General features: G+C 61.8%; 11 protein-coding genes. 8 read left to right on the top strand and 3 right to left on the bottom strand.

From position 1 onward, the window contains the following. The first annotated feature begins 269 nt into the window (after positions 1–269). Positions 270–1,637 carry a hypothetical protein gene (locus B5F33_RS03055; RefSeq protein ID WP_143757930.1) on the top strand — a complete coding sequence of 456 codons (1,368 nt, stop codon included), beginning with the start codon at positions 270–272 and terminating at the stop codon, positions 1,635–1,637. A gap of 254 nt (positions 1,638–1,891) precedes the next feature. Here the strand turns inward: B5F33_RS03055 and B5F33_RS03050 are convergent, their stop codons facing one another. Both B5F33_RS03050 and B5F33_RS03045 read right to left on the bottom strand, forming a co-directional pair. Continuing rightward, a complete protein-coding gene (locus tag B5F33_RS03050; protein ID WP_087410326.1) occupies positions 1,892–3,481 on the bottom strand; it encodes an S-layer homology domain-containing protein in 1,590 nt (529 codons plus the stop codon). A gap of 164 nt (positions 3,482–3,645) precedes the next feature. After that, positions 3,646–4,092 (bottom strand): Rrf2 family transcriptional regulator, encoded by a 447-nt coding sequence (locus B5F33_RS03045; protein WP_087410325.1) that lies wholly within the window; start codon positions 4,090–4,092, stop codon positions 3,646–3,648. A 224-nt stretch (positions 4,093–4,316) separates the two neighbouring features. On the opposite strand from B5F33_RS03045, the gene sufC reads away from it, so the two are divergent. From sufC to sufU, 5 genes are all read left to right on the top strand, one after another. Beyond that, positions 4,317–5,096 (top strand): Fe-S cluster assembly ATPase SufC, encoded by a 780-nt coding sequence (gene sufC, locus B5F33_RS03040; RefSeq protein WP_087410324.1) that lies wholly within the window; start codon positions 4,317–4,319, stop codon positions 5,094–5,096. A gap of 9 nt (positions 5,097–5,105) precedes the next feature. After that, entirely contained in the window at positions 5,106–6,518 is a 1,413-nt protein-coding gene (gene sufB / locus B5F33_RS03035; RefSeq protein WP_087410323.1) for a Fe-S cluster assembly protein SufB, read from the top strand. 152 nt (positions 6,519–6,670) lie between these two features. Next, the gene (locus B5F33_RS03030; protein WP_087410322.1) at positions 6,671–7,978 is read left to right on the top strand and encodes a SufD family Fe-S cluster assembly protein; all 1,308 of its coding nucleotides are present in this window, start codon (positions 6,671–6,673) and stop codon (positions 7,976–7,978) included. Continuing rightward, positions 7,975–9,315 (top strand): SufS family cysteine desulfurase, encoded by a 1,341-nt coding sequence (locus B5F33_RS03025; RefSeq protein ID WP_087410321.1) that lies wholly within the window; start codon positions 7,975–7,977, stop codon positions 9,313–9,315. Before B5F33_RS03030 ends, B5F33_RS03025 begins: the two co-directional genes overlap by 4 nt. An 89-nt stretch (positions 9,316–9,404) precedes the next feature. Next, positions 9,405–9,839, top strand: coding sequence for a Fe-S cluster assembly sulfur transfer protein SufU (gene sufU / locus B5F33_RS03020; RefSeq protein WP_087410320.1), 435 nt, complete (start codon positions 9,405–9,407; stop codon positions 9,837–9,839). Positions 9,840–9,938: 99 nt separating this feature from the next. Here the strand turns inward: sufU and B5F33_RS03015 are convergent, their stop codons facing one another. Then, positions 9,939–10,328 carry a hypothetical protein gene (locus tag B5F33_RS03015; RefSeq protein WP_158095293.1) on the bottom strand — a complete coding sequence of 130 codons (390 nt, stop codon included), beginning with the start codon at positions 10,326–10,328 and terminating at the stop codon, positions 9,939–9,941. Positions 10,329–10,733: 405 nt separating this feature from the next. On the opposite strand from B5F33_RS03015, the gene B5F33_RS03010 reads away from it, so the two are divergent. After that, the gene (locus tag B5F33_RS03010; RefSeq protein WP_087410318.1) at positions 10,734–11,513 is read left to right on the top strand and encodes a coenzyme F420-0:L-glutamate ligase; all 780 of its coding nucleotides are present in this window, start codon (positions 10,734–10,736) and stop codon (positions 11,511–11,513) included. 134 nt (positions 11,514–11,647) lie between these two features. After that, positions 11,648–12,382, top strand: a complete 735-nt coding sequence (locus B5F33_RS03005) for a hypothetical protein (RefSeq protein WP_087410317.1) — start codon at positions 11,648–11,650, stop codon at positions 12,380–12,382. Positions 12,383–12,393 lie beyond the last annotated feature (11 nt).

Genomic DNA, 12,393 nt, shown 5'->3' with positions numbered 1-12,393 from the left:
GCGTGCCTGTGCTCAAACTCCCAAGCCCTCTCTTGAGCCCTTCTCCAGCATAGCAATTCGCAACTCGCCGACACCCACGATGACAGCGCAGCCATTTCCTCACACCCATCGCCCGCCGGAATACGCAACACGCACATTTCGACAATTCTTCAATACAGCATCTCAGCTCTACCAGACAGCGTCATACTATACGTGCTGTCAGACAATCTCACGGACGGGGGCCTGAGATGCCGCACGCTGCGCACAGAGACCTGAATCGGCGAACATTCTTGCTCGCATCGATCATGTGCCTCGTCATACTGCAAGCGCTCTTTACCGCTAGCAACATCGCGGCAAGTTCGCTGCCACGGGCTACTCTGACAGCGCGCGCTGAAGACGCGTGGGAGTCTCCCCTGCTTTCTCGCCGCTATTCGTACGATCATAGAATCCTGACCGCACCGGTAAGCTATGACAACAACCGCTTCATACCGCAAATCGCCGAACAACACGATGCGGGCAACCCGTTCGCCACATCCGTTCAAGCCAGAATCGACGACCGCAACCCCGATGGCTCGACCACGACTTTTGACTATTTTCGATATTGGCATGGCTGGCAGCTTCTCACCGACCTCGGACTGCTCGCCGGCGGCATTCCTGGGGTACAGGCCATCGTTTTCGTATTACTGATTGGCTCCATCGCGTGGTTCACCTACGAGCTATCTTGCCACATGGGGACGATAGCCTCCCTTGTGTTCGCCGCGACTGCATTTCTTGCCACCGGCTTTGCCTACAACTTCGCAGCCGACCTCACCCTCGGCATCTCAAGCGCCTCCGTCATCGTTGCCAGCGCACTTGTACTGAGGGCGGGGCACATCAGCCGTTCCGGTCCGCTCGAAACCCGGCGTCTACTCTGTCTAATCGCCCTCGCAAGCGGCGCCATCTATTGTTTCCTGGATTTCCTAACCATTCCTGCCGCCATGCTCGCACTCTTCGTGTTTAGCGGAACCGTCGCGCTCGACCGCCCTGACACGCCGGTGCGGACTCGCATCACGACCATCGCACTGCTCACTGCAGCCTTCTTGGTGGGATTTCTTGTGACCTGGGTTGCCAAATGGGCGCTTGCCGCAATCACTCTGGGGCCTGAGGAAGTCATGCACAACGTGCTTAACGAGATGGGTGTCTGGACAAGCGAGCACGGAGAACTTCCGCGTCCCGACTGGGCGGCCTGGCAACAGAGCTTCTACCTGCTCTCGCCCCAGCTCTTTGCGCTCATTGTCCCGCTTGGATACATGGTCCTCAATTCCCCGGTACTTGCTATCGCCGTCATCGCCACCGTCACCCTGCTCATCATTGAAAATGTGCAGGGCAGAACATCGAAAGCACGCCATGCCAGCACGCCCGCACTCTCGTGGGGCAGGTTGTTTACGCTTGCCCTACCCATGGCGTTTATTCCGCTCTACACGTTAGTCATGAGCACGCACGCTGTGGTACACATACCCGTGTTCAGCTGCCGCATCTGGTCGATCTTTTTCGCCATCGCGCTCGGACTGCTCATTTGGAGGGCGACCCCGGCATCGAGGGGCAGCAAACCGGCGGGCACGCCCGATCCTATGCGCTACAACAGCGCTGACCTTGGACCAAATGGCGAAGTTTCATAGAGCTTTCTTCAACCTGTGCAAAATCTCAAGTTTTCGGCTCTCCAGACGCCTTTTGACAGCAATGTATCAAGCTTTTTGCACCAAAGAGGGGTTAGTAGTTGGACGATATGAGGTAATTCTCTATTATTCGACCCCTCTTTAGAGCCGAAAACTCGAGATTTTGCACACTTCACGCCGCGCAACCGTGAAAAAATTCCGGCGCCACGAAGAGGCGCCGGGATTCGATACAAAATGACTGCTATTTTATGCAGATGCTAGCTCAACACGTCGCGATACAGGCGAGCGACCATCACGCCGGCCTGGGCGCGCGTCGCGGTGCCCTCGGGAAGCAGCTGCGCCACACCGCCCTGCACCGACCCCGTGATGATCTTTTTATCGACCGCCCAGCCCATAGCTGCCTGCGCCCAAGATCCAACCTGGTTCCACCCACTCATCGAGCTGGCGGCGGCAAGGTTGCTCGAGGTGTCCAACCTACCAACTTTCGACGCGTAGTTCATGAGCATGACCGCGAGCTCCTGGCGCGTGATGGTCATATCCGGCCCAAAGATGTTCAGCGATCCGCTCTCATTGGAGAAGCCGCTCACAACGCCTACGTAGCGAGCCCATTCGATGGCGTCTCCGTAAAACTCGTCATAGTCGACATCGATAAAATCCCGTGCATCGGCCTTCGGACAGCCGGCCATACGCCAGAGAATCACCACGACCTGACCGCGCGTAATGGCCTTCTCAAAACCAAACTCCCCGCTTCCGTCCGCATAGCCGGACATAAAGCCATGTGAAACCGTATAGCTCAGATCGTCGGGGTTCACGGCGTACCACGCAGTAGCGACATAATCCGCAAACGAGCTAAGCGTCTCGATGCCCGCATTGGGGACCTCGGGCGTAGAGGGCGTCTCGGGCTGCGACGGCTCTTCGGGCTCGGCAGGAGGCGCCGGGGTTCCTGAGCCGCCGTCCTGCGCCTCGTCCGCCTCGATATAGGCAAGACAGTCGGCGCGCTCGCGCTCGTAGCGAGAGATCCAGCCCTTGTGATACTGCGTCTGGTTGGGATACTCGGCAACAATATTGTTGACGATGGCGTCTACCAGCGCGTTTACCATCTCACGATCGGTCATGTCGCTGCGCAGGGAAGCGTAGTTGAAGAAGTCGCGCACACCGCCCGTTCCAAAGAGGTTGGTCATGCTCCACACAAGACCCTTGACGCAGTCCGCACGCTGAGTCATGTCGATGCCCAGGTTATTGCGCAGCCACCGCTCGCTGACGGCATAGTAGTTGTTGTATGCCCATGCATCCTGAAGAGCAGAGAACTCACGCGGGTTCGCAGCATACGCCGCATGCCACGCATCCTCAGCAAGCTGCCCGATCTCGGTAAGCTTGCCGGTTTCGGAATCATACAGCGAGACAGTGCCGTCCGAAAGCTCGTTTCCTCGAGCAATCACCGCTGCAAACATGCTGTACGTCGCCGGGTCATAGTTATACACGTCGGTCATGAACCCCACGAGCGAGTAGCGGCGATCGAACTGATAGTAGCCAAGCGCATTGTAGCCGTCACCATAGGAGAAGCCCTGGTCATAGTTGCTGTGGCTCTCATATTTGGTGAAGTACTTCATCTCGTCGGAGAGGTAGACCGGCGAGAGCGACGAGGCGAGCAGCTCGATGGAACGCCCGTCGGCAGCATCCTCATAGAAATCCGCCTTGTCGTAGGCAGCCGGCTCGGGAAGGCGGCCGGCTTGGTCTTGGGCAGCTGCCGCGACATCGGCCTCGGCCGCGAGCACGACCTGAGGCGCGGCTCCAAGCGACACCGCCAGGGCGCAACCAACAACGACAGCGCGATGAGAAAGCTGCATGGGGGGTCCTCCTTACTGCCAACAGGCAAGCTGGACGTGGTTCGATTCAAGCGCATTCTTGCGGCGTTTCCGTGCAGTTTCCCCACAGTATGACACGATTCTCACAGCTTTAGGGGGTCGCACGTTATTTTTGTCCTCGGCAGCACCAAACCCACCAACGTGAGCTATGCCTGTATATGAGTGAGGTCGACGTCCAGATCAATCTCGGGCACGCGAGCAAGGTCGGCCAGGGTGACGCCATCCACGTACTGCTCGATCACGGCGTCCAATCCCGTCCAGAATTTCACGGTTGAGCACAGTCCCGCGCGAGCACAGGCACCTTCCAGGCCCTCGCAGGCAACGGGGGCCGTCGTGCCCTCCGCCACACGCAGGATATCCCCCGCACGAATCTCCTCCGCAGGACGAGCAAGCGCGTAGCCGCCGCCTTTGCCGCGCACGCTGCGCAGCAGCCCCGCCTGCATGAGCGGTCGCACGAGCTGCTCCAGATACTTGAGCGAAATGTCCTCGCCATCTGCCACCTCGCGCAGCGCCACTTTGCCGTGGGGTCCACCGAAGGCGGCGATATAGATCATGAGGCGCAAAGCGTAGCGCCCTTTGGAAGAGATGAGCATGAGGTCCCTCCGTCTGGCCCGCATCGCACCGGTGGGTACGAGAGCAGCCAAAACAATGTATCCCAAGTAGCATTTCTCGTAGAATGCGCGGGTTGGCTCTTGACTGAAACCGCCATCATCTTATCCTTAATCCGAGAGAAATCATAGGGTTTACGGATTCCGCTTCGCGTCCATGCCAACAAGCCCGCTGGCCGCAGCGAACCGACCGTTCAGGAAGGCATGATATGACCACCACGTCTCCCCTCCTCTCCATTCAGGGCCTCTGTGCCTCGGTGGACGAGAAGGCCATCCTCCACGACATCGACCTCGACGTCGCCGCCGGCGAGACCCACGTTCTCATGGGCCCTAACGGCGCAGGCAAGTCGACGCTCGGCCATCTCATCATGGGCGACCCGGTGTACACGCAAACCGCCGGCACCATCCAGTTCGACGGCGAGGATATAACCGACCTCTCCCCCGACAAGCGCTCGCGGGCAGGCATCTTCCTTTCATTTCAGGCACCGGTCGAGATTCCCGGCGTTCCGCTGTCGAGCTTCCTGCGCGCCACCATCGCCGGCCGACCCGGTCTGGAGATGCGCGGCAAGGAGTTCCGTCGCCGCATGAAGGAGCTCTGCGCTGCGCTCGACATGGACCCGTCTTACCTCAATCGAGAGCTGGGCGTGGGCTTCTCGGGCGGCGAGAAGAAGAAGGTCGAGATGCTCCAGCTCCTGCTGCTCCAGCCGAAGCTTGCCATCCTGGACGAGACCGACTCCGGGCTGGACGTCGACGCCCTCGGCGTCGTCTCGCGCGGCATCGACCTCTACCGCAAGAGCTGTGACGGCACCCTCATCATCATCACGCACAACACGCGCATCCTGGAACACCTGGATGTCGACCGCGTGCACGTCATGGTGGGCGGCCATATGGTCCGCCACGACGACGCCTCGCTCATCCCCTGGATCGACGAGAACGGCTTTGAGTCCTTCGAGCAGGCGGCTGACGACGCCGCAGCCGAGACCCGCTAAGGGGGCGTCATGGCAAAGCAGCGCACCGAGGTCGCGGATATCGACCGCAGCCTCTACGACTTCCGCGACTCCGAGGAAGGCTTTGAGCGTCTCGACGCTGGCCTCACCCCCGAAATCGTGACCGAGATCTCCCGCCGCAAGGACGAGCCGCAATGGATGCTCGACTTCCGCCTCAAGTCGCTCGAGATCTACCACAGCATGAACAACCCCACGTGGGGGCCGTCTATCGACGGGCTCGACATGGACAACATCGTCACCTACGTGAAGCCCAACACCGACCAGCAGGCCACATGGGACGAAGTGCCCGACAACATCAAGAACACCTTCGAGCGCCTGGGCATCCCCGAGGCCGAGCGCAGCTACCTGGCCGGCGTGGGCGCCCAGTACGACTCGGAGCTCGTGTACCACAACATGCAGGACACCGCGTCCAAGATGGGCATCGTCTACTCCGGCATCGAGGAGGCGCTCCACGAACCGAAGTGGGAAGAGCTCATCCACGAGAAGTTCATGACGCTCATCCCGCCGACGGACCATAAGTTTGCCGCACTTCACGGCGCGGTGTGGTCGGGTGGCTCGTTTGTGTACGTGCCCGCCGGCACCAAGCTGGAGTTCCCCCTGCAGAGCTACTTCCGCCTGAACGCCAAGGGCGCTGGCCAGTTCGAGCATACCCTCATCATCGTTGAGGACGATGCCGACCTGCACTTCATCGAAGGCTGCTCGGCACCTAAGTACAACGTGGCCAACCTCCACGCCGGAGCCGTGGAGCTCTTCGTGGGCAAGCGCGCACACCTGCGCTACTCCACGATCGAGAACTGGTCCAAGAACATGTATAACCTCAACACCAAGCGCGCCCGCGTGGACGAAGAGGGCGAGATCGAGTGGGTGTCGGGCTCTTTCGGCAGCCACGTCGGCTACCTTTACCCCATGAGCGTGCTTGCCGGTCGCCGTGCCAAGAGCTCCTTCACGGGCATCACCTTCGCCGGAGCCGGCCAGAACCTCGATACCGGCACCAAGGTCGTGCTTGCAGCCCCCGAGACCACTGCGTCCGTCGAGACGAAGGGCATCTCGAAAGGCGGCGGCATCCAGACCTTCCGCAGCTCCATCGTAGCCACGCCGGATGCCGAAGGCTCCCAGGCAACCGTCTCGTGCCAGTCGCTTATGCTCGACGACGAGAGCCGCAGCGACACCATTCCGGCTATGGACATCCGCGCCAAGAACGTGGATGTGGGCCACGAGGCGACCATCGGCCGCATCGGCGACGACAAGGTGTTCTACCTCATGAGCCGTGGCATCTCCGAGGAGGAGGCGCGCACCATGATCGTGAACGGCTTCGCCAACCCCGTCTCGAAGGAGCTGCCGCTGGAGTATGCCGTCGAGATGAACAACCTCATCAAGCTGGAGATGGAAGGGGCTATCGGATGACGTACACCCACGGCCGTCCCCTATGCTCTGCCCAGCCGCTCGGTCGAGGCCCGCACGCCCATGTACGTGCCGTCTCTCTTTCACGGCGATCCGGGGCATTGCAAACGCCCGAGCCACGCAGCCACTTTGAAAACGAAAGGGGTGCCCGCTAGATGGACGCTCTGAAAATCAGACACGCCGCAGCCATGCCGGCACCCACGTGGAGCTGGTTGCGCATGAACGATACGACCATCGCCGTTCCGGCCGACCTTGCTCGGGGTGGCATGATGGGCATCGACGCGGGCGAACAGCTCACCTCGACGAGCGAAAGCTTCGAGGGCGCCATCGCCGGGCTGCAGGAGCGCATCGATGCCGAGCGCACGGACGCCGACGACACGCGCGCCTGCGTCCGCAGCGCCCGGGGTGAGAACGCCCGGCCAGCCGAGGCGAACGATGCCGCCGACCTGGGCGACCTCGACCTGCCGGCCCTTTCCGCCTATCAGCGGCGCGCGACGCTCGACGAGGTCGCCGGCGACGTCGCCGCCTCGTTTGAGACCGGCGTGGGCATTGATGCGCGCTCCTACCTCAACTTTCTTGCTGGCGAGACCGTAACGTTTGCCGCCAAGCCCGATGCAACGGAACAGGCTGCCGTACACCTGCGCGGCGTTCAGGGCGAGGCCGGCGCGGCGAGCATCGACGTCGTCGCAGCAGCGGGATCAACCCTTGACGTCGTCATCTCCCTTGACGGCACCAGCGAGACGCAGGGGTCCGCAGCCGAGGGAACGACGGGTTTCATCGGCTCCGAGCTACGCGTGTTCGCAGGCGCGCACGCCCATGTGAACGTCACGGTCTACGTGACTGCAGACGCCGGCTTCACCGTCGTCGACGATTCGGGCTACGTGCTCGATGAAGGCGCCCGCGTCAACGTGCGCCACGTGGTCTTGGGAGGCGGCTTCGTTGCGACCGGACTTGCCGCCGACCTCCGTGGCGACACTGCGCGCATCGACATCGACACCCGCTACCTTGCCGCCGGCTCCGACGTGCGCGACTTTAACTATGTGGTCCGTCACCGCGGCCGCAAGACGGTGTCCCAGATCATGGCCAACGGCGTGCTCGCCGGCACCTCGAAGAAGGTCCTGCGCGGCACGATCGACCTCATTCATGGCTGCAAGGGATCCGAAGGAACCGAGCGCGAGACCGTTCTTTTGGCCAACCAGGGCGTAGACAACAAGACGGTGCCCACGATTCTGTGCGATGAGGACGACGTTGCGGGCAACCACGGCGCCACGATCGGCCACGTTCGTCCCGATCAGCTCTTCTATCTCGCGAGCCGCGGCATCTCGCCCGAGGCTGCCGAGGGTCTGTTTATGCGCGCCAAACTGGAAGACGCCTATCTGGGGGCGCCCGACGACACCATCCGCGACAACGTGCGCCGACTGGGCGCTGCTCTCTTCCCGGATTTCGAGGAGGACCTTGCATGATCGATACCGAACACGTCTCCTGCGATACCTGCACCGCTCCGTCTGGCGCGTTTGTAGACGCCTCTGACGAGGCCTCTCGTGCCTGGCCTCGCGTCGACATCGAGACCAATCCCTACAAGCCGAGCTTCCCGCTTTTCACCACGCATCCAGACATTGTGTTTCTCGATAGCGCGGCCACCGCTCAGCGCCCCGCCTGCGTGCTTGATGCGCAGAAGCGATTCTACGAGACCATGAATGCCAACCCGCTTCGTGGCCTGTATTCGCTCTCGGTCGAAGCGACCGAGGCCATTGCCGCCGTGCGCTCTCAGATCGCCCAGCTTATTGGCGCTGTTGACGAGCAGGGCAAGCCGCGCGCGAACGAGATCGTCTTCACGCGCAACACCAGCGAGTCCCTGAACCTGGTTGCCAAGGCGTTCGCACCCACCGTTCTTGAGCCGGGCGACGAGGTAGCTATCACAATCATGGAGCATCACTCCAACCTCATCCCCTGGCAGCAGGCATGCCGCGCCGCCGGCGCGAAGCTTGTCTATCTTCGTCCGACCAAGACAGGCGAGCTGACCGACGACGAGATTGCGGCAAAAATCGGACCCAAGACCAAAATCGTGGCAGCGACCCAGGTGTCCAACGTGCTTGGATGCCGCGTCCCCATTGAGAAGCTGAGCCGCGCCGTCCATGCCAACGGCGGCTACATGGTGGTCGACGCTGCGCAGTCCGTCCCCCACATGCCGGTCGATGTGCGTGCCCTGGGCGCCGACTTCCTGGCATTCTCAGCGCACAAGGCGCTTGGCCCCATGGGCGTGGGCGTGCTTTGGGGCAAGCTGGAGCTGCTCGACCAGGCGCAGCCCCTCCTTACGGGCGGCGAGATGATCGACTCCGTGACCGAGGAGAGCGCCGTTTGGGCCCCTGTGCCCGAAAAGTTCGAGGCCGGCACACAGGACGCGGCAGGCATCTACGCCACAGGCGTCGCGCTCGACTACCTCGTGAACCAGGTGGGTTACGACGCCATCCAGGCGCGTGAGGCGGCGCTCGTGCACTACGCCATGAGCCGCCTGGTCGAGCTGCCGTGGGTGGATATCCTCGGATCGATCTACTGGGACCGTCATCACGGCGTGATCAGCTTCAACGTGCGCGGTATCCATCCGCATGACGTCGCAAGCATCCTGGACATGAACAACGTATGCATCCGCGCAGGCCACCACTGCGCGCAGCCGCTGCTCTCCTGGCTTGGCTGCGAGAACCTGGCATGCTGCCGCGCCAGCCTGGCCTTCTATAACGACCGCGCCGATATCGACGCGTTCATCGATGGCCTCAAGACCGTCTGGTCAACCTTCCATTAACAGCCATTGGGGACGGGTACATTTGGCAGAGGGCGGGACCCTCTGCCAAATGTACCCGTCCCCAATGTCAGACGCAAGGAGTACACCGCATGGGGAACATCTATACCTCGACCACCTTCATGGAGCACAACTCGCACCCCGACTACAAGTACGAGATGGACTCCCCCACGCACACGCACGACGGCATCAACCCCAGCTGCGGCGACGAGCTCACGCTACAGCTGCGCGTCGAGAACGGCGTCATCGAGGAGGCAAGTTTCACCGGCCACGGCTGCGCCATCTCCCAGGCCTCGGCCGACATCATGGCCGACCTCATCACCGGCGAGACCGTTGAGGAGGCGAAGCGCCTCTCGGAGCTCTTCCTTGCCATGATTCGCGGCGAGGAGCTCACCGAGGAAGACTACGAGGACCTGGACGAGGCCGCCCAGCTCAAGGACATCTCGCATATGCCCGCCCGCGTGAAATGCGCCGAACTTGCCTGGCGCACGCTGGACGGCATGCTGGACGAGGACGCAACGGCGTAGCCGTCACCGATATCCCGCAGGTAGCGCCACGGGCGCCGGCTGGAAGCTCTCCGGCCGGCGCCCGATTTCTGTTGTGCCTCTATGACTGCCTGAGAACTCTTACCGTTTGGCGGCAAGACCGGCGAGGATGCCGAGAAGCAGGGGCACCCAGGGCAGGAGAGGCTGAACAACAAGAATCGACTGCGCAAGGAGCGAGTATACCGGGTCCCCGATCATGCCCGAGCCCATCGTCAAGATGAACCATGCGAGATACGCCGTCCACAGGACAAGGGAGACAATAAGCAGAGGCTTGCGCACCGGTTCCCTCGCGCCACCGAACACAGGCAGCGAGAACACCGCGAACGCAAGCGCGTGCGCAAGCACCGGGGCCGCCAGATACTGCGCCAACGCTGTCGGATAGGCCAGATAGAGCATGTATCCCTCAGCCTGATACCAGTTCCAATACATGCCTATGCCCATGGCGGCCACCACCGCCACAGCTACTGCCACGATACGCCAAGTCCTCAAGCTGACGTTCATGCCGATCGCCTCCACAAGCTCGCGACCGATGCTTTGCGCTCTTATCCCCTCCCGCAGGGGCAACCATGTATCACGGCCCACCCATTCGAAAGACGGTCCAAGCACACCCCATTGGGGTCGAGCACCTTTTGGGAAGTATTGTCCCGCCTGGACGCTCCGAATAACCCTCAATCGGCCCCCTGTCCTCTTTCGGAAACACGCCCAACACAACACCACCGAACGGAAAGAAAAAGCGGGGCACAGCTGAGATATTGTTGCACCCCACATCTTCCGCCTTCGATCAGACAACGTTAGCGCTCGCTTAATGCGAGATTAATGGGCTCGTTCCTATGGTCTAACTGCAACGACAACTATTGCAGTTGGAAAGGAACCACCATGCCGACCGTTGTCTCCCCTCGCCCCGTTGCCTCCCCTTCTCGCACCCATTACGCACCAAGCGGCGCAGCCAAGAAAAACGGCGCAGCGCACAGCATCGCCCGTCCCACCTGCATCCCCATTCAAACGCACACCTTGGGCGCACATGATTCCATCGTGGAGGCCGCCGTCCGCTACGTTGCGCCGCACCTGCAGCCCGGAGACGTGCTCGTTGTATCTGAGAAGGCGCTCGGTTGCACGCAAGGCCGGGCTATTCCCGTAGCGAACATATCCGCGCGCCCGCTCGCCCGCCTGCTCTCGCGCTTTGTCACCAAGACCCCCGCGGGCATCGGGCTCGGCATACCCGAAACCATGGAGATGGCCCTGCGCGAATGCGGGGCGGTGCGCATCTTGCTCGCCGCCGCCGTGGGAGCCTTAGGCAAGCTCCTGGGACGGCGCGGGTGGTTCTACCGGGTCGCCGGCCGTCGCGCCTCATCCATCGACGGACCGTGCTCCTATACGTTGCCACCGTATAACACCTGCGTCTCGCTTGCCCCGCTCGACCCCGACGGCGCGGCGAGAGAGCTCTCGGACGCCCTCGGCAATATCGGTATCGCCATCGTAGACATCAACGACCTGGGCGGAGAGGTCCTTGGATCCTATCGTCTGCCGATATCAGACCGCGAGCTCATGGACACCCTTCGCTCAAACCCGCTGGGCCAAGAATCCCAACGCACCCCGTTCGGCATCGTGCGGCAACCGCTCGAAGCCACGCTCTCCCCCTCGACAATCGAGGCTTAATTTCCGCGAGCGTTAATTTGCCCGCCAGTCACCGAATCGCGGAGCCTCATATCGCGTTAGAATAGAGGAGCATGTCAGGCTCGGTGGGCCATCTCGCCATGGCGCGCCGATATCAGTCGAAAGAGAGGAGAGGCATGCAGTACACAGCAGAAGTGGAGAACATGTGCCCCGTTGCCAAGGGCGCATACCACGGCCCCGCACCCATCCCCGAGGAGGGCAAGTGGGTCCAGGCCAAGGAGATCTCTGACATCTCCGGTCTTACGCACGGCGTGGGTTGGTGCGCTCCCCAGCAGGGCGCTTGCAAGCTCACCCTTAACGTCAAGGACGGCATCATCGAGGAGTGCCTCGTTGAGACCCTTGGCTGCTCGGGCATGACGCACTCCGCGGCCATGGCTTCCGAGATCCTCCCCGGCAAGACCATCCTCGAGGCCCTCAACACCGACCTCGTCTGCGACGCCATCAACGTGGCCATGCGTGAGATCTTCCTGCAGATCGTCTACGGCCGCAGCCAGACCGCGTTCTCCGAGGGCGGCCTGCCCGTGGGCGCCTCCCTTGACGACCTCGGCAAGGGCCTGCGCTCCCAGGTTGGCACCATGTTCGGCACCAAGGCCAAGGGCGCTCGTTACCTCGAGCTCGCCCAGGGCTATGTCACCCGCATGGCGCTCAACGACAAGAACGAGATCATCGCGTTCGAGTTCCTGAACCTCGGCAAGTTCACCGACGCCCTCAAGAACGGCAAGACCCCCGAGGAGGCCGTCGCCGGCGCCATGGGCCACTATGGCCAGTGGGAGGCCGCGGTGAAGTACATCGATCCGCGTACCGACGAGGAGACTCACACCGTCGAGAACGTGTTCCCGGTTCACGAGTAACAGAAAGGGAG

This window comes from Collinsella sp. An2 (assembly GCF_002160065.1).
Taxonomy (GTDB): domain Bacteria; phylum Actinomycetota; class Coriobacteriia; order Coriobacteriales; family Coriobacteriaceae; genus Limicola.
The sequence above is the reverse complement of the archived record's forward strand: the minus strand, read 5'-3'. Positions and strand labels throughout refer to the sequence as shown.